Origin of the sequence: Halorubrum ezzemoulense DSM 17463, from assembly GCF_002114285.1 — an archaeon.
Taxonomy (GTDB): domain Archaea; phylum Halobacteriota; class Halobacteria; order Halobacteriales; family Haloferacaceae; genus Halorubrum; species Halorubrum ezzemoulense.
Genome location: NZ_NEDJ01000005.1, coordinates 77,056 through 94,046 on the forward strand (window position 1 = coordinate 77,056; position 16,991 = coordinate 94,046).

A 16,991-nucleotide genomic window follows, 5' to 3' on the forward strand; every position below is an offset into this window, starting at 1 on the left:
TCTCAGGCGGTCGCGGCGTCGCCGACGCTCTCCCTCCCGGCGTCGATCCCGTCGGTCCGGTCCGCGAACGCCGCGCCGAACATCCGGAACACGGCGACCTGTCCGTAGAACTGGACGAACGGGACGAGCACCGACCCGACGACGGTCACGAGGAGCACGACGGAGACGACGAACACCCCGATCGCGACGAGAATCGGTGCCAGTACTGCGAGGAGGTAGTCGGCGCTGAAAAGCGTGGGTTTGAGCAGGTCGACGTCGAACGCCGCGCCCGCCCTGCCGCGGACCGCGTACGCCGTGAGGGCCGCCGGGACCGCGTAGTAGACGAACAGCAGCACCGGGAGAAACGCCAGCGCGAGCAGCGCGCCGGTCACCCCGATGAGCGCACCCAGATCGCCGCCGACGCCCGACCCGATCCCGGCGACGACGGTGACGAGGACCACGTAGAGGACGACCGGGACGACCGAGTACGCGAGCGCGATCAGCGCCCCGACGACGCCCTTCGCCAGCAGGTCGCCCCAGTCGTCGAACTCCGGCGGCTCGTCGTCCCCTGCGACGGTGCGCTCCAGCACCCGCACGAAATATCCGAACACGAGGAACGTCGGGATCACCAGCACCGAGAGCAGCCCCAATACGCCGCCGACGACCATCCGCCCGACCCAGTCGCCGCGCACGGGATAGGAGAGTCCGTCTTCGATCATACGCCGTGATGACGGCGATCGGGTATATAACTCCCCGCCGTTCGCCGCGTCGCCGACTACTTGTCCGCGAGGGCCGACCGACTCCCATGGACAAAGAGGCTGTCCGCGAGGCGGTGTGGGACGCGTTCGACGAGGGCGATCAGTCGCGGTTCCCGTTCCCGCCGCACGACCGGATCCCGAACTTCGCCGGCGCGGACGCCGCGGCGACGCGGCTCGCGGAGACCGAGGCGTGGGAGTCGGCCGCGACGCTGAAGGCCAACCCCGACGCGCCGCAGCTGCCGGTCCGTCGGGCCGCGCTCCGCGCCGGGAAGACCGTCTACGTCGCGCAGCCGCGGCTCCGCGACCCGAACCCGTTCCTCCGCCTCGATCCGGCCGAGATCCCGCCCGACGAGATCGACGACGCGACGACCGTCTCCGGCATCTCCGAGTACGGGACGCCGACAGCGCCCGATGGCGTCGCGCGCGTCGACCTGATCGTCGTCGGCTCCGTTGGCGTCACGACGGGCGGCGCCCGGGTCGGCAAGGGCGAGGGGTACAGCGACCTGGAGTGGGCGGTGCTCCGCGAACTCGACGTCGTGGATGACGACACGACGGTCGCGACGACGGTTCACGAGCTCTCCGTCCTCGACGGACCCGAGTCGGCGGTCGGAGCCGATGTCGACCTCCAGGAGCCCGACGCTCACGACGTGCCGCTCGACCTCGTCGTCACACCGGAGCGAGCGCTCCGGACGGAGACGCCGTACGCGCGACCCGACGGCGTCGACTGGGACGCGCTCGACGCGGAGAAGCTGTCCGAGATACCGGTTCTCGCGGAACGGGCGCCGGAAGAAGGATAACGACGGCTGCGACCCTCGCCGCGGGAATCAGTCGGCGTGCTGCGGCGTCGGTGCTGATCGCGCCGACCGGTGGTCGGCGACGTGGCCGCACTTCGGACAGACGAGCGTTCGCTCGTCGCCGTCACTGACGACGAGCCACCCGTCCGACAGGGGGCTTTCGAAGCGACACTCCGGACAGAAGAGGACCGACTTCCCGCGGAAGGGCGGGGAACCGCTGGCGTCTGCGTTCATGTTCTACTGTACGGGTCCGAGGTATAAGGGCCTTGTTCGACCTGATCGTTCAGTATGATCGACTTTACCACGCCGATTTGTGACTCGCTTCCGAATATTCTAGGCCGTACGTTTACTAAATGAGGAAAATGTTGATCGGCATCGTTCACAATCGTTCCGCGGAGACCGGCGGGGGATCGGCGGGTCGCGTCCGGGAGTTTGGCGGGGGCTGTGCTCGCGCGAGGGCGCTCCCCTGCCCGCTCTGGGTCGACGCGCCGACCGCGCTTACCGCGCCAGCGGCCTGTTGTAGCTCGTCTCCTCGTCCATCACGTACTCCCAGGTGGCCTCGCACTCGCAGGACACCTGCTCGAACACGCTCGGGTCCTGCCGCCTGTCGAAGTCCTTGATCGCGGTCTGGACGCGGTCGTCGCACTCGCCGCAGTTGTGCGCGCCGCGGTCGGAGCCGTGCCCCACGGGATCGGAGACGACGATGGCGTCGACGTCGGCGGTCTCCTCCAGTACGTGCGCGACCGACCAGAGCCACGGCGGCCGGTAGCCCCCCTCGAAGAACAGCTCGTCGACCATCGTGTACCGCTGGACGTTCGTCGGGTTCATCGAGACCGTGTGACAGCCGTCGACGGCCGCGCAGCGCCGGATCGAATCGATCATGTCGGCGGCGGCCTCGGGCTCCGCGAGGAAGGGCGGCTTCATCAGGAGGTACGCTTTGATCCCCACGTCGGCGGCGAACTCGCCGTCGGCCGCGGCCGCCTCGGCGCAGGCGTCCTCGAAGTCGGCGAAGTCGAAGTACTTGTTCACGCAGTCGTGACGGACGCGGTCGGTCGCCGTCTCCAGCCCGACCGCCACGTCGGTGGCGATCTCGTGGTCCGCGAAGTCGGCGATCTTCTCGCGGTCGACGAAGTCCGGCAGCGACTCGACGACGATCCGGTCGCGGTCCGCGAACGTCTCGGCGATCGCCCGCCGCGTCTCCGCGGGGACCTCGCGCTCGTCGAGGAAGGACCCGGAGGTGTAGATCTTGATCAGCTCGGCCGGCTCGTCGGCCTCCTCGGCCTCGTGATCGAGGCACACGTCGATCTGGGTCATGAGGTCCTCGTGCGCGACGCTGCCGCCCTCGACCGACTCCGCGACGTACCCGCACATCGTACAGCCCCCGGCGCGCGCCCACCGACAGCCGCCGGTGTTCAGGATGATCGTGAGGGAGTTCACGACGCCGTCGGGCGTGTTGTCCTCGTCGATCCAGACGCGGGTGGGCTCCGTCGGGTCGTACGTCTCCGAGCGCTCGGCGCGGATGTCGCGCATCACGGCGTTGTGCGCGTCCATCCCGCGCCCCTGCTCGTACGCGTCGGGGCTCGGCTGGCTCATTGTCGGTGGAAGCGGGCGAGCGCGTAAAGCGGTGTCGTCATCGCGGGAACGGCCGGCGCGTCGCTGCGGGTGTGATCGCGTCTGGCCCGCGGGGACACTCTTCCGCGCGCCCACCGCGGTCGAGTCCCTCGCCGACCCGTCTCAGAAGGGTTGTTTGTGAAAGATTCTCAAACATCGCGAATTGATAAATATATACTATTTCATAGAAAGATTTTATACACATCACTAAGTGAAATAATTCGATGTCACGGGACCGTGACTACGGACGGCGTGACGTGTTGCGAGCGGGTGGAATCGTACTCGGCGGGTCGCTCGTCTCGGGATCGGCGACGGCCGCCGACGGCGACGGCGCGACGACGCTCACAGTCCTGTCGTACAACGACATTCAGACGGCTGCGGCGGAGGACAAGAAGTTCCCGCGGCTGGTGACGCTCATCGAACAGCGCCGGGCGGCGGCCGACGGGCCCGTCGTCGTGGTCGGCGGCGGCGACGAGGTGGGGCCGCACGCGCTGAGCCCCGTCTCGCAGTGGCGCGCGCCGGTGGACGTGCTCAACGAGGTCGAGCCGGACGCCGACGTGATCGGGAACCACGAGTTCGACTACGGGCTCGACCCTATCTCGGACGTGACGGCCGACTCCGAGTTCCCGTGGCTCGCGACGAACCTCGTCGACAGCGAGACCGGCGAAGCGTTCGACGGAACGGAGTCCGTCCGAATCGTCGAGCGAGGCGGTGTCAAGGTCGGTCTGATCGGACTCGTCGACGAGGGCGCGACGTTCGGAAAGACGAACATCAAATTCAACGAAGAAGGATTGACCCTCGAAGAGTACACCGAAACCGGCCCCGCCGAAGCGAAGCGGCTCAAGGAGGACGAGGGCGTCGACGCCGTCGTCGCCCTCGCGCACACGGGCATCGGCGACGCGGAGGCGCTCGCCGAGGCCGACGCGGACGACGACATCGACGCGATCGTCGTCGGCGACGACGAGCAGTTCTATCCGCCCGAGGAGGTCGACGGATCGATCGTCTCCGAGGCTCGGGCCCGCGCCCGTTACCTCAGCGAGATCGAACTGACGATCGACGGCGGCGAGGTCACCGCGTTCGACGGGGAGCTGATCGAGGTCACCGACGACATCGAGAAGGACCCGACCGCGTCCGACATCATCAACGAGTACCGCGGAGAGGTGAGCCTGGACTCGGTGATCGTGGAGACGGAGACGCCGCTCGACGCCACGTTCGGCTCGAACTACCACCGCGAGACGAACTACGGAAACGTGGTCACCGACGCGATGCGCGAGCGCGTCGACGCCGATGTCGCGATCACGAACGCCGGCGGCATCCGCTCCGACTCGGTGTACGGGCCCGGCGAGATCACCGGCGGAGACATCTTCAACACGCTTCCGTTCCCGAACACCGTCGTCTCGCTTGAGCTCACTGGCGAGGAGCTCGTCGAGACTTTGGAGAGTCAGGTCGTCACGCTGGAGAGCGACACCGGGCAGAACTTCGGCGAAGAGATCTCTCAGCAGACCAGCGGCCTGCGCTTCGAGTGGGTCCCCCACAACGACGCCGACGAACCGATCCGCGACGTGTACGTCGACGGCGAGCCGCTCGACCCCGAGGAGACGTACGAAGTGGCCGTCAACAGCTTCATCGCAAACGGCGGGAGCGGCTACCCGCTCGACGACAAGCCCGTCGAGGCCACCGGCGAACTCCAGGCGACGACGGTCGTGAACTACTTAGAGGAGAAAGATACCATCGCTCCGACCGTCGAGGGGCGGATGCAGCGCGTCGACCGCAACCTGCCCGACGCCGCCGTCACCGTCGACGGGAACGGCAAGGTGGTCTCTCAGTTCGACGCGCCCGACGACGTCCAGTCGGTCGCCGAGGACACCGTCGCCGTGTGGACGCCGGAAGGTGACCACGTCGACGCGGAGAAGGTCGTCTTCGACGAGGAGGACGAGACTCTCGTCGTCCGGGTCGACGACAGCAACTTGGCGGACACGATAGAGGACGCGGACGACGGCGACGAGGTCGCGCTCGACATCTACGCCGAGTACGAGTCTAGCGAGTACGACCACATCTACTTCGAACGCTCTCGGCTGAACGCGGACGTGTCGGCGACCGTGCGCCGCCGCGGTCGGGGCCTCGGCAGCGCCGGTCCGCCGGGACGCTGAACCCAAGCGGGTTTAGCGCTCGTCGTCGCGGTCGCCCGCCGTCTCCGGTCCGCGCCCCTAGGCGACCGCGATCGCCGCTCCGATGACCGCGCCGACCGCGTTGACCGCGGCGTCCCCCCACGCGAAGGAGCGCCACGGGATCGGCGCCTGGACGAGTTCGATGCCGAACCCGAACGCGACCGCGGCGGCGGCCGCGAGGAAGGGACCGACCCGCCGTCTTCCCGTCGTCGGAACGAGGAGGCCGGCGAGGACCGCGTACCCGACTACGTGGAACGGATCGGTGAGTCCGATTTCGGCGGGGAGAGCGTCGAGGACGCCGCCGAGCGCGCTCTCGCCCCCGCCGGACGATCCGGGCACCGGGACCACCGACGCGACGAACACGGCGAGCGCGAACCCGAACGCCCTCGCTCGCTCACGCCTGATCGACCCTAAGCGGCGCCTGATCTCCCCCGGACGCCGAGCGGTCGCCTCTCCCCGTCCGCCTCGGTCGGTCACGGTCATGCTTCGAGTCGCCGGCAATTATGGACTGCGTCTTCGCGATATTCGGCGCCCGACCCGTAAGACCGACCGAAACCGGTCGTTTACACTACGCCGCTACCGGACGCTGTGAATCCCTCACACCGCGCCGGAGTCTCCGGATATTCGCGCGGTGAACGCTCGGGCTACTGATAAACGTCGCACCTCGGCGGCGTTCACTTTTGTAACGCTTTACGGTTTCGTACGGAGGTCAACAACTAACACGCTGTGGTCCTTCTATAATGATAGAGCATTACATGACTGAAATGGGCGGCTACCGCGACCGTGTGGCACAGGTCGACCTCAGCGGCGGGGAGGTCAACTACCACGGGATCGACGACGAGGACGCGGAGAAGTACATCGGCGCGCGCGGACTCGGCGTCAAATACGTCTTCGACAAGGGGCCCGACGTGGACCCCCTGGGACCGGAGAACCGACTGGCGTTCATGACCGGACCGCTCACGGGTACCCAGACCGTGATGAGCGGCCGGATCGCCTTGGTGACGAAGTCCCCGCTGACGGGGACCGTCACCGACTCGCACCACGGCGGCTGGTCCGGCGCCCGGCTCAAGTGGGCCGGACTCGACGGCGTCCTCCTCGACGGAGAGAGCGACGAGCCGGTCTACCTGTTCGTCGAGGACGGCGACGTGGAGGTGCGCGACGCCTCCCACCTCTGGGGACAGGGCGTCCACGACACGATCGACCAGATCGGCGAGGAGGTCGACGGGAAGGTCGGCCGCGACGTCTCCGTGATGGCGATCGGGCAGGGCGGCGAGAACCAGGTCCGCTACGGCTGCGTCATCAACGAGGACGACCGCGCCTCGGGCCGCGGCGGCACCGGCGCCGTGATGGGCGCGAAGAACGTGAAGGCGGTCGTCGTGAAGTCGGGCACCAACATGCCGAAGCCCGCCGACCCCGAGACGTTCCAAGAGGGGTACCAGCAGGCGATGGAGGTCATCCGCGAGTCCGACGTGACCGCGCCCAACGAGGGCGGCCTCTCGATGTACGGGACGAACGTCCTGATGAACGCGACCGAGGAGATGGACGGCCTCCCGACGAAGAACGCGAAGTACACCTCGACCGAGGCGTACCACGACGCGGAGGGCGCGGACATCGAGGCGGAGCAGGTCTCCGGCGAGAACGTCCGCGAGAACATCCTCGTCGACGAACCGACGTGCCACTCCTGTCCCGTGGCGTGTAAGAAGGAAGTCGACGTCAACGTCACCCACAAGGGCCAGGAGATGAACGTCCGCACGGAGTCGTACGAGTACGAGTCCGCGTGGGCGCTCGGCCCGAACTCCGGCCACTCCGACCGCGACGAGATCGCCCGCATGTTGGAGCAGTGTAACGACCTCGGTCTCGACACCATCGAGGCCGGCAACATGATGGCGATGGCGATGGAGATGAGCGAGGAGGGCAAACTCGACGGCGTCGGCCACCTCGACTGGGGCGACTCGGAGACGATGATCGACCTCATCGAGGAGATCGGTCACCGCTCGTCCGACCTCGGCGACCTCCTCGCGGAGGGTCCCGAGCGCGTCGCCGACGCGAAGGACGCGCATGGCAACAAGCTCTCCGTGAAGGGCCAGACGATGGCCGCCTACGACCCGCGCTGTATGAAGGGGATGGCGATCGCGTACGCCACCTCGAACCGCGGCGCGTGCCACCTGCGCGGCTACACGCCGGCCGCCGAGATCCTCGGGATCCCGGAGAAGGTCGATCCGTACGAGTGGGAGGGGAAAGGCGAGCTCACCGCCACCTTCCAGGACCTCCACGCGGTGTCGGACTCGTTCGATATCTGTAAGTTCAGCGCGTTCGCTGAGGGGATCGAGGAGTACGTGCTCCAGTACAACGGTGTGACCGGCCAAGACCTCTCGGAGGACGAGCTGTTTGAGGCGGGCGAGCGCATCTACAACCTCGAGCGCTACTACAACAACCTCGCCGGCTTCGAAGGCGCGGACGACACGCTGCCGAACCGGTTCATCGAGGGCCACCCGGACGCCATCCCCGGCACGGGCGCCAGCGAGGGCGAACTCGTCGAACTCGACCAGCTGAAGGCCGAGTACTACGAGAGCCGCGGCTGGGTCGACGGCGTCGTCCCGGACGAGAAGCTCGCCGACCTCGGCATCGACGTCGGCCCCGGCACCGGCGTCTCCGCCGGCGACTCCGCGGCCCCCGCCGACGACTGAGCGGGAACGCGTCCCGAGCGAGGGCGAGAGCGCTCGCGCGTCGACGCCTCTCGCCGCTTCGTGTTTATTTTTAAGTGAGCTCCGCCGGAAGCTCCGCGTATGGCACACGACCCGCTCTCGCTCTCCGAGGCCCTCCGCACGCGCGTCGGCATCACGCTCGCCGCCGTGAGCCTGTTCGTGTTCGTCTACTCGCTGCTGATCCTCGGACAGATACTGCTCGGCATCTGGACCGTCCTCGTCCTCACCGTGGGACCGTACCTCTCGTACCGGCTGTTCGCCGCGCTCGACTCGCTCGCCGACGCCGCCCAGCGGATCGCCGCCGCCCGCGAGCGCGAGGTCGACCGCGACGCCCGGTCCGGCCGCCCCGTCGACCGTGAGAGCCCGGACGGGAGCGAGCGCCGGTCGGAGCGCGCGACCGAGCGCGATCGCTGACGGCGGCCTCGCTCGTCTCTATTACTGCCCGCTCACGCGAACACGACGAACCGGAAGACCCACAGCGTTCCCATCCCGGTCGCGATGGTCGCGAACACGTTTTCGGTCCGCCACGCGACCGCGCCGGCGACGGCGCCCGCGATCAGCCGCTCGTCGAGGAAGGTCGCGGTGACGGACGGCCCGAGCGTCACCAAATCGGGGAGGACGAGCGCCGCGAGGACGGCCGGCGGGACGTACCGGAGCGGCCGCTGGAGGCGCGTCGGGACGCCGTCGATCCGCCCGAACAGGTGGATGAAGGAGAGCCGGATCCCGTAGGTGATGACGCCGATGACCGCGATTGCGACCCAAGCGCGCGGGGAGGCGGCGAGGGCGCCGAGACCACTGCTCACGACACCCTCACCTCCGTCACGAGGCCGGCCGCGACCCCGCACAGCGCGCCGACGAGCAGGCCGAGGTTGAGCGGGAGCCCGGCCGCGACGACCGCGACCGCGCCGCCCGCGACGCCCGCGACGGTGGTCGGTCGGTCCTTCATCGCGGGGACGAGGAGCGCGAGGAAGACGAGCGGCACCGCGAAGGTGAGCCCCCACGCGTCGGGGACGCCCGCGCCGAGGACGACGCCGACGACCGTCCCGATCTGCCAGACGATCCACAGCGACGCGGCCGCGCCGAGGTAGTAGCGCCACCGGCTCCGGTCCGGGTTCTCATCGAACTCAGCGACCGAGAGGGCGTACGCCTGGTCGGTGAGGAGGTAGGCGAGCCCCGCGCGGAGCCGGCGACCGTAGTCGGCGAAGTGCGGCGCGATGGAGGCGGAGTACATCAGCATCCGGAGGTTGATCACGGCCGCCGTCCCGACGACGACGGCGAGGGGCGCGTTTTCGCCGAGCAGTTCGAGCGCCGCGAGCTGGGAGGCGCCGGCGAACACGATCACGGACATCCCGACCGCCTCGGCGAGACCGAGCCCGGCGTCGACCGCCGCGATCCCTGCGACGAGGGCGAACGGCGCGACGCCGAGCATGAGCGGCGAGACGTCGCGCACGCCGGCTAATAGGTCCTCGTCGAAGACGCCCCCGCCCACGGCTACTCCTCCCGCGGGTACGGCGGCTCGTCGTACTTCGCCGCGAGGTGGTCGGCGTGGTCCAGCTTCGCGTTCGCCTTCCGGAAGGCGCCGAGCAGCGAGTGGATCTCACGCTCGGTCGGGTGCGCGCGCCCGAGCAGCCGGCGCATCAACAGCGCGTTCTTCTCGCGGACGTGGTCGCGCTGCCCCGTCGCCGCGAGGAGCTCGTCGAAGAACTCGTGGAAGCGCTCGAGGTCGGCCTCCGGAGCACGGGTCACCTCCGTGTCGGGCAGCTGCGTCTCCTCGACCGTGAGATCGCGAAGCTCGTACAAGAGGACCGTCGCGGCCTGCCCGAGGTTCAAGACGGGGTAGTCGTCGTCGGCCGGGATCGAGCACACCTCGTCGAGCCGCGAGAGCTCCTCGTTGTTGAGCCCCCGTCCCTCGCGGCCGAAGACGATCGCGGTGGGCGCGTCGACCGTCTTCAGCGACTCGCGCAGCTCGACCGGAGTCTTGAACGGGAACCGCTCGTGGCTACGGTCGTCCTCGCCGGTGATCGCGGTCGTGCCGACCGTGTGGTAGTGCGCGACGACCTCGTCGAATGTGACCTCGTCGGCGTTCGGAAGCACGTCCTCGCGGGCGTGTCCGGCGAAGCCGTACGCCTCGCCGTCCTCCGCGATCTCCGGCGGGTTCACGAGCTTGAGGTCCGTGAGCCCGAAGTTCTTCATCGCTCTCGCGATGGTGCCGACGTTGCCCGGCGTCTCGGGCTCGACGACGACGACCACGGGCTTCCGTCGACCGCTCGCGGGCGTTTCGACCGCGTCGACGTCCGACTCCTCGTCGCTCATCGGTCCGACGGGTAGTCGGTCGAGAGGTCGAGGTCGGACTCGGCGAGCTCCTCTTCCGTCAGCTCCTCGTCCGAGCGCTCCTTGCCGGCGAGTTCGACGATGTCGATCCGCTCGCCCTGGAAGTCCTCTTCGAGCCGCTCCTGGACCTCCTGCTGATCGGGCAGGTCCGGGAGGCCGTCGGGGTCCTCGTCGACGTGCTCGACCGAGCCGTACCCCTCCGGCGCCTCGTTGCCGGCGGCGACCCACTCGTGGAACCGGTCGGCGAACTCGACGGACCCCTTGTACTCGCTGCCGCCCGCCTCGCGGAACCAGTAGAGCAGGTCGGGTTCGTGCTCGGCGCAGAGCAGCACCTCGCCCTCCGGTTCGCCGTACACGATCTCCGCCTGCCTACAGCGGTTGATCTCCTCGTCGCCGTGCTCGAGGTAACAGACGTCGCAGGGCTCTTCGACGAGGGTGACGAGCCGCACGAGTCGCTCTCGCGGATCTTCGGGGATCTCGTCGAGGGGCTTCAGCTCCTCGTCGTCGGTGAATATCTCGTCCTCCTCGAAGCGCCACCCGCGGAGGCCGATGCTCACTTTCGCCATGTCTCACGCTACGCTCCGGCGGCGATAAAAGCGCGTCCTTCCCGGCACGAGGGGTCGCTACGCCGCGGCGAGGTCGAAGCGGCGGCCGCGAGCGAGAGTTAGACCGCGACGGGGAGTGGACGGAGAGTTCATACGGGTCGTGGGCGCACCGAGTGACATGCCCCTCCCCGGACCCGTGACGGCGCGACGCCGACGCCGCCGTTTATCACTCCGGCCCCCCTCGGCGCAGACATGAGACGGCGGCGACTCCTCGGGCTGGCCGCGGCCGCTACGACGGGCGCCGCGGCGGGCTGTCTCGGGGGCGACGACGCGACGAGCGACGGCGGCGATTCGACCGACGGCGACGCGGGTGGCGGGCCGGACGGCGCGAACGGCGGAGCCGACGACGCAGACTGGCCGACCGGAACGTACGCCGACTACGAGACGACGACCGTGACCGTCGAAGGTCCGGACGGGGGAGCTCGGGGGTCGGTGACGGCGGCAATCGCGGACACCCGTGACAAACGAATCCTCGGCCTCAGCGGCGCCGAGTCGCTGCCCAACGGGGGCGGGATGTTATTCGTACACGACTCGCCTGGCCCCCTGACGTACGTGATGCGCGAAATGGACTTCGGCATCGACATCGTCTACGTCGACGGCGACCGAGAGATCACCTCGATCCACAACGCGCCCGAACCGGGACCGAACGAGGACGGTGAAGATCAACGGTATTCCGGCTCCGGGCAGTACGTGCTGGAGGTCCCCTACGAGTGGACCGACCGCCACGAGGTCGCGGTCGGCGACTCGGTGCGGTTTAATCTATAAATGGGGTTCGGAGGCGTGTGCGATCAGTTATAACCAGCCGATCGTGGCCCTGCGACGAACACCTCCAAACCCCCAGTCGCGAGGGGGCGCACGCTCGCTGTGTTCCTCGGTCGCTCACTCCGTTCGCTCCCTGCGGTGCTTGCGTCGCCTGCGCCCCCTCGCGACTGCCCCTTCGAGTCCCACCCGACCGCGACCGCACCTCACGCCTCCCCAGCCTCGTCGCTCACGCCTTTCGGGCGTTCGCGACTCCCTCGCGCGTGCCCCTCGCGGCCTCCGCTTCGCTCCGGCCGCTCGGTCGCACGCACCACCGCCCGCCGACCATTTATAAGCGATTGCGAGGGCAGTTCTCCGGCGAGCGCCTCGGGTACTCGCCCCGTTTATGTCGCTCGCGCCCGTGGTGATCGTATGCGAAACGTGGACGCCGCGGGGCTCGGGATCGGCGACGACCATCCGCCCCGGATCATGGGCGTGCTCAACGTCTCAGAGGAGTCGCCGTACGACCCCAGCGTGTACGACGACCCCGGCGAGGCCGCCGCGTACGTCGACGAGGAACTGATCGGCGAGGGCGCCGACATCGTGGACGTGGGGCTTGAGTCGGCGAACAAGGACCTCGACGTGCTCTCGGCCGAACAGGAACTCGACCGCCTCGACACCGCGGTCGAGACCCTCGAATCGACCTCCGGCGACGCCGTCTGGTCGATCGAGACGCGCTATCACGAGGTCGCGGACGAGGCGCTCTCGCGCGGGTTCGACATGGTCAACGACATCTGCGGGTTCGCCGACGCCGAGATGCCCCGCGTCTGTCGCGAACACGACGTGGCGGTGTCGAAGATGGCCTCGCCGCCGGACCTCGAACGCCCGGGCGCGGTCGAGGACGTCGACGACATCTACGAGGCGCTCTCGATGAACGGCCTCACCGACAAGACGATCCTCGACCCCGCGTTCGGCGGCTGGTCCGAGGCCAAGACCCACGAGGACGACCGGGAGACGTTCCACCGGCTCCGGGAGTTCCGGGGGTACGGCCGCCCGCTGCTCGTCTCGATCAACCGCAAGAGCTTCCTCAAGACCATCGCGGGCCGCAGCACCGAGGAGGCGCTGCCGGTCTCGCTCGCCGCCACGTCGATGGCGGTCGAGCGCGGCGCGCACGTGATCCGCACCCACGACGTGGCCGAGACGCGCGACGCGGCGCTCGTCGGCGCCGAGTTCGCCCGCGACCGACACGACTCTCGCGGCGACTCCGACGCGGTCGGAGTCGAGGAGCTCGACGTGACGACGGTCCGCGAGGCCGAGCGTCACCTCGACCGGATCGGCGCGCCGGAGGCCGCTCGGGGCGACCGCGGCGCCGCCGACACCGCCGTCGTTCGTACCTACAAACTCACCGGGCTCGACGACCCCGCCGTCGGTGCCCTCCGCGCCGCGACCGTCGGCGGCGACGCGACCGGCGCGACGTTCGCGCTGGGCGATCCGAACCGGGCGGCCGCGGCGACCCTGTCCGCGACCGACGGCGGCACCGGCGGGGCGTCGTCAGGCGGTGACGACCCCGCTGACGGCCGCCGCGGGCTCCTGATCGCGACGCCCGCGGCGCTCGACTCGGTTAGAGAGGCGGTATCCGGCGCTTCACGGGCGCTTGACGCCGCGATCGACGGTATCGACCGACACGTGAGTTAAGAGAAAGTTTATGCCCTCGTGTAGACAACCGATCGACCGGACGCCGGAGGGGCACGCGGGTAGGGGTACTCTGTGCCACTCCGGCCCATACCATATCTCGCCCGCTGAGCGGCGGCGCCGATCGACGGGCGCCCAGTCGCGCGTCCCGAGGGGGGCCCGCACGTGAACTTCGCGACCTTCGAGCCCGTCTACGAGGCGATCCTCGCCGACTTCGGGTTCGACCGGGCCGACGACGAGCGCGTCCGCGATACTGCCGCCGACCTCGCGACTCCGTTCCCGCTCGGCCGCCTCGGTGACTGGGCGGACGAGACGGTCGCCGTCGCGGGCGCGGCCCCCTGTCTCGCCGACGAGGTCGAACTCGCCCGCGACGCCGATGTCGTCGTCGCGGCCTCGACCGCGGCGGACGCGCTCGCTGACCGCGGCGTCGCGGTCGACTGTATGGTGACAGACCTCGACAAGAACCCGGAGACGGCCGCGGAACTGACGCGCGATGGCGTCCCAGTCGCCGCGCACGCCCACGGCGACAACCTCCCGGCGGTCCGCGAGTGGCTCCCGCGCTTCGCCGACGAGTGGACGCTGGCGACGACGCAGGCGGCGCCCGTCGGGCCGCTCCGCAACCCCGGCGGGTTCACCGACGGCGACCGCGCGGCGTTCCTCGCCGACCACCTCGGGGCCGGCAAACTGGTCTTTCCGGGGTGGGAGTTCGACGACCCCACGGTCGACCCGATGAAGGCGCGGAAGCTCGACTGGGCGGCCAGACTGCTGCGCTGGCTCGAACGCCGCCGCGACGAGCGGTTCGCGGTGCTCGACGGGCGGCGTGCGGACGCCGACGCGGCGCTCCGAGAGATACTCGGCGAGGCGTTCGCCCGAGACGCGGCCGACCAGTAGCCCGCGTCAGTCCGACCGCTCCACGCGCGGCTCAGGGAACAGCTCGCTTTCGTCGCGCTCGCCGATCCACTCGGCCAGCTGGACGAGCTGGTCGGCGGCCGCCTCGAACAGGCGCTCGGCCTTCTCCGGCGTCACGTCGGTCGGGTCGCCGAACGCGCCGTTCGCTGAGTTGTCGACCGCGTCGTAGAAGGTTCGCGCGCCGTGGACGGTCGTCTCGGCGCTTTCGAGGTCGACGAGCCCGCCGTCGCGCGCGTCCTCGAGCCGGTCCTCGCGGACGAGGTCGGGCGCGAGGTGGGTGACCATCGCCGTCTCCTTGGGGCCCGCGTGGGGGCCGTTGCGCTCGAAGAGGTCGTCGACCAGCTCCGGGATCGACTCGTCCCACATCCACTCGACAGCGTAGGCGACCTCATCCTCGTGGAGCCGGCGGCCGACCTCTCGGAGGTGCTGGACGTTGCCGCCGTGGGCGTTCACGAACACCACGCGGTCGATCCCGTGGTACGCGAGGTTCCGGGCGAACGACTCGACGTAGTCGCGGAACTCCGGCGGGTCGACCCACATCGTCCCCGGGAACTGGCGGTGGTGGGGACTAACGCCGACGTTGATCGTCGGCGTCCGGAACGCGTCGGATCGGTCCGCGGCCGCCGTCGCCAGCCCCTCGGCGATCAGGTGGTCGGTCCCGAGCGGAAGGTGCGGGCCGTGCTGTTCGGTCGAGCCGAGCGGGACGAGCGCGACGGAGCCGGGAGCCAGCGCGTCGCCGAGCTCCGGCCAGGTGCGGTCCGCGAGGTACATATCACCGCCTCGCGCGCGACACGTATCAACCCCGCTCTCTCGGTCCGGTTCGCCGCGATCGGGACCGGCGAGCGTCCGCGACGCGCCGTTGCTTCGACCCGTGTCGACACCCTTTTTGTGTCGTCCGGCCGAACCGGTGACCATGTTCGGAGGCGGCGGCATGAACCCGCGGAAGATGAAACAGATGATGAAACAGATGGGGATCGACGTCGAGGAGCTCGACGCCGAGCGGGTCGTCATCGAGACGGCCGACGGCGACGACCTCGTCTTCGACGGCGCGCAGGTCACCAAGATGGACGCCCAAGGGCAGGAGACGTACCAGATCGTCGGGTCGCCCGACGCGGTGGCCGACGCGGGCGGCGCGGCCGCAGTCGAGGGCGGTGCGGACGCGAGCGCGATCGAAGCCGAGGACGCGGCCGACGAAGACGATGGCATTCCGGAGGAGGACGTCCGGCTGGTCGCCGAGCAGGCTGGCGTCTCGAAGGACGACGCCCGCGAGGCGCTGGAGGCGGCCAACGGCGAGCCCGCGCGGGCGATCTCGGACCTCCAGTGACGGACGCCGCGTACCTGCTCGTCCACGCGGACCGCGAGTACCTACTGGAGCCGGGCGAGGAGTTCGGCACCGACCTCGGCGTGATCGAGGTCCCCGAGGACGTCTCGGCCGGCGACGAGGTCGAGACGCACCTCGGCACCGTCTTCGAGGTCCGCGCGCTCCGCGGCCCGGACCTGTTCAACCACCTCGAACGCACCGGCGCGCCGATGATGCCCCGCGACGTGGGCCTCGTGATGGGGCATACAGGCGCGTCCGGCGGCGACCGCATCCTCGACGCCGGCACCGGGACCGGGATCCTCGCCGCGTACCTGGGGCGCGCCGGCGCCGACGTGACCACCTACGAGATCGACCCCGAGTTCGCCGACGTCGCTCGCGAGAACATGGCGACGGCGGGCGTCTCCGACCGCGTCGACGTCCGGACCGGCGACCTCACCGACGAGCTGGACGCGCTCGCCGACGGCGAGCCGTTCGACGCCCTGACGCTCGACACCGGCGACGCTCCCGCGGTCGTCGAGCACGCGGACGACCTGCTCGCGCCCGGCGGCCGCCTCGCCGTCTACTCGCCGTTCGTCGAGGGGACCCGCGAGGCGGCGCTCGCGGCCCGTGAGGCCGGCTTCACCGAGGTCGAGACGTTAGAGACGATCCAGCGCGAGATGGACTTCTCCGACCGCGGCTCGCGCCCCTCCACCGCGGGCGTGGGCCACACGGGCTACCTCGTGTTCGCCCGGGCCCCCTGACCCAGCCGCCGACACCTCTCTACTCCCGACCCCGGTCGGCGCAACGCTCTTTCGGATCGCGACGGTCGAAACGGTGTGGGCGCGGACGACGCTGAACCCGAGGCCGACGCAGCCGCCGGAAGCGACGGGTCCGGGCCGTCACGCACCCCCGAGGACGCCGGAAGCGACGGGTCCGCCTCGGCAGGTGCTCCTGCCGCTGCCGACCCCGACTGCGTCGGCGACGCGACGGAGGTCGCCGACGCCCTTCCGCGTCCCGACGACCCCCTGACCGAGTCGGTCGAGGCCGCGTTGGCGGGGCGTTCCGGGGTCGTCGCGGTCGGCGTCCCGCTCCGACTCCTCCCGGCGGTGCTCGCGGCCCGCGAGCGATCGCCGGGACCGCTGTGGCGGGTCGCGTGTCGCCCCGGCGTCGTCGACGCGCTCGCTCGCGCGCCGGTCCTCGGCACCGCGGTCGCCGAGGCGGTTGAACGCCCGTCCCCTATACACATCTCCGAGCCCACGAGACTCGAAGTCCACCCGTATGCCGGCCTCTGCTTGAAAAAAAAAAAAATCCTCCACAACACCCTTGTCACATTCGCATCACGTACACCGTCGCCACTTCTCATGTCCACCTCTCAGCCCGCTACCAGGACACTCCATCTTT

Annotated in this window: 18 protein-coding genes and 1 pseudogene; 10 read left to right on the forward strand and 9 right to left on the reverse strand. The window is 69.5% G+C overall.

Annotated features, from left to right (window positions below; genetic code table 11):
• Positions 1-2: 2 nt before the first annotated feature.
• A complete protein-coding gene (locus B9H04_RS02960) occupies positions 3-698 on the reverse strand; it encodes a DUF4013 domain-containing protein (RefSeq protein WP_049929380.1) in 696 nt (231 codons plus the stop codon).
• Between the two features lie 86 nt (positions 699-784).
• Between B9H04_RS02960 and B9H04_RS02965 the strand changes: the two genes are divergently transcribed.
• Positions 785-1,534, forward strand: coding sequence for a 5-formyltetrahydrofolate cyclo-ligase (locus B9H04_RS02965; RefSeq protein ID WP_049929381.1), 750 nt, complete (start codon positions 785-787; stop codon positions 1,532-1,534).
• A gap of 27 nt (positions 1,535-1,561) precedes the next feature.
• Here the strand turns inward: B9H04_RS02965 and B9H04_RS02970 are convergent, their stop codons facing one another.
• Together B9H04_RS02970 and B9H04_RS02975 are read right to left on the reverse strand one after the other, a co-directional pair.
• Positions 1,562-1,765 carry a hypothetical protein gene (locus B9H04_RS02970; RefSeq protein WP_049929382.1) on the reverse strand — a complete coding sequence of 68 codons (204 nt, stop codon included), beginning with the start codon at positions 1,763-1,765 and terminating at the stop codon, positions 1,562-1,564.
• 264 nt (positions 1,766-2,029) lie between these two features.
• Positions 2,030-3,124 carry an archaeosine biosynthesis radical SAM protein RaSEA gene (locus B9H04_RS02975; RefSeq protein ID WP_085682435.1) on the reverse strand — a complete coding sequence of 365 codons (1,095 nt, stop codon included), beginning with the start codon at positions 3,122-3,124 and terminating at the stop codon, positions 2,030-2,032.
• Between the two features lie 275 nt (positions 3,125-3,399).
• On the opposite strand from B9H04_RS02975, the gene B9H04_RS02980 reads away from it, so the two are divergent.
• Positions 3,400-5,292, forward strand: coding sequence for a bifunctional metallophosphatase/5'-nucleotidase (locus B9H04_RS02980; protein ID WP_085682438.1), 1,893 nt, complete (start codon positions 3,400-3,402; stop codon positions 5,290-5,292).
• A 57-nt stretch (positions 5,293-5,349) separates the two neighbouring features.
• On the opposite strand, the gene B9H04_RS02985 is transcribed toward B9H04_RS02980, so the two are convergent.
• Complete coding sequence (locus B9H04_RS02985; protein WP_394296310.1) at positions 5,350-5,787, reverse strand: VanZ family protein; 438 nt, start codon at positions 5,785-5,787, stop codon at positions 5,350-5,352.
• Between the two features lie 278 nt (positions 5,788-6,065).
• Here B9H04_RS02985 and B9H04_RS02990 point away from each other — a divergent pair, with 278 nt between their 5' ends.
• Positions 6,066-7,997: an aldehyde ferredoxin oxidoreductase family protein gene (locus B9H04_RS02990; protein ID WP_049929384.1), complete on the forward strand. Its 1,932-nt coding sequence runs from the start codon at positions 6,066-6,068 to the stop codon at positions 7,995-7,997.
• Between the two features lie 99 nt (positions 7,998-8,096).
• On the forward strand, positions 8,097-8,429 hold the full coding sequence (locus tag B9H04_RS02995) for a hypothetical protein (RefSeq protein WP_049929385.1): 333 nt from the start codon (positions 8,097-8,099) through the stop codon (positions 8,427-8,429).
• A 32-nt stretch (positions 8,430-8,461) separates the two neighbouring features.
• Here the strand turns inward: B9H04_RS02995 and B9H04_RS03000 are convergent, their stop codons facing one another.
• Genes B9H04_RS03000 through B9H04_RS03015 form a run of 4 tightly spaced genes read right to left on the reverse strand, consistent with a single transcriptional unit; the run spans position 8,462 to position 10,912 of the window.
• Positions 8,462-8,818, reverse strand: a complete 357-nt coding sequence (locus B9H04_RS03000) for an AzlD domain-containing protein (RefSeq protein ID WP_049929386.1) — start codon at positions 8,816-8,818, stop codon at positions 8,462-8,464.
• Entirely contained in the window at positions 8,815-9,504 is a 690-nt protein-coding gene (locus B9H04_RS03005) for an AzlC family ABC transporter permease (protein WP_049929387.1), read from the reverse strand. Before B9H04_RS03005 ends, B9H04_RS03000 begins: the two co-directional genes overlap by 4 nt.
• A 2-nt stretch (positions 9,505-9,506) precedes the next feature.
• Positions 9,507-10,328 (reverse strand): RNA methyltransferase, encoded by an 822-nt coding sequence (locus tag B9H04_RS03010; RefSeq protein ID WP_085682436.1) that lies wholly within the window; start codon positions 10,326-10,328, stop codon positions 9,507-9,509.
• Positions 10,325-10,912, reverse strand: a complete 588-nt coding sequence (locus B9H04_RS03015) for a hypothetical protein (RefSeq protein WP_049929390.1) — start codon at positions 10,910-10,912, stop codon at positions 10,325-10,327. Before B9H04_RS03015 ends, B9H04_RS03010 begins: the two co-directional genes overlap by 4 nt.
• A gap of 231 nt (positions 10,913-11,143) precedes the next feature.
• Between B9H04_RS03015 and B9H04_RS03020 the strand changes: the two genes are divergently transcribed.
• The 3 genes from B9H04_RS03020 to B9H04_RS03030 all read left to right on the forward strand — a co-directional run bounded on the left by B9H04_RS03020 (position 11,144) and on the right by B9H04_RS03030 (position 14,272).
• On the forward strand, positions 11,144-11,716 hold the full coding sequence (locus B9H04_RS03020; protein ID WP_049929391.1) for a DUF192 domain-containing protein: 573 nt from the start codon (positions 11,144-11,146) through the stop codon (positions 11,714-11,716).
• A 405-nt stretch (positions 11,717-12,121) separates the two neighbouring features.
• Entirely contained in the window at positions 12,122-13,384 is a 1,263-nt protein-coding gene (gene folP, locus B9H04_RS03025; RefSeq protein WP_211277033.1) for a dihydropteroate synthase, read from the forward strand.
• A gap of 162 nt (positions 13,385-13,546) precedes the next feature.
• Positions 13,547-14,272: a 6-hydroxymethylpterin diphosphokinase MptE-like protein gene (locus B9H04_RS03030; protein WP_049929392.1), complete on the forward strand. Its 726-nt coding sequence runs from the start codon at positions 13,547-13,549 to the stop codon at positions 14,270-14,272.
• A 6-nt stretch (positions 14,273-14,278) separates the two neighbouring features.
• Here the strand turns inward: B9H04_RS03030 and B9H04_RS03035 are convergent, their stop codons facing one another.
• Positions 14,279-15,061, reverse strand: coding sequence for a creatininase family protein (locus B9H04_RS03035; RefSeq protein ID WP_049930075.1), 783 nt, complete (start codon positions 15,059-15,061; stop codon positions 14,279-14,281).
• A gap of 142 nt (positions 15,062-15,203) precedes the next feature.
• Here B9H04_RS03035 and B9H04_RS03040 point away from each other — a divergent pair, with 142 nt between their 5' ends.
• The 3 genes and pseudogenes from B9H04_RS03040 to B9H04_RS19080 form a co-directional block, all read left to right on the forward strand.
• On the forward strand, positions 15,204-15,614 hold the full coding sequence (locus tag B9H04_RS03040) for a nascent polypeptide-associated complex protein (RefSeq protein WP_049929393.1): 411 nt from the start codon (positions 15,204-15,206) through the stop codon (positions 15,612-15,614).
• Positions 15,611-16,351 (forward strand): tRNA (adenine-N1)-methyltransferase, encoded by a 741-nt coding sequence (locus B9H04_RS03045; protein WP_049929394.1) that lies wholly within the window; start codon positions 15,611-15,613, stop codon positions 16,349-16,351. Before B9H04_RS03040 ends, B9H04_RS03045 begins: the two co-directional genes overlap by 4 nt.
• 75 nt (positions 16,352-16,426) lie before the next feature.
• Positions 16,427-16,816 (forward strand): annotated as a pseudogene (locus B9H04_RS19080) (hypothetical protein); the annotation flags it as partial.
• Positions 16,817-16,991 lie beyond the last annotated feature (175 nt).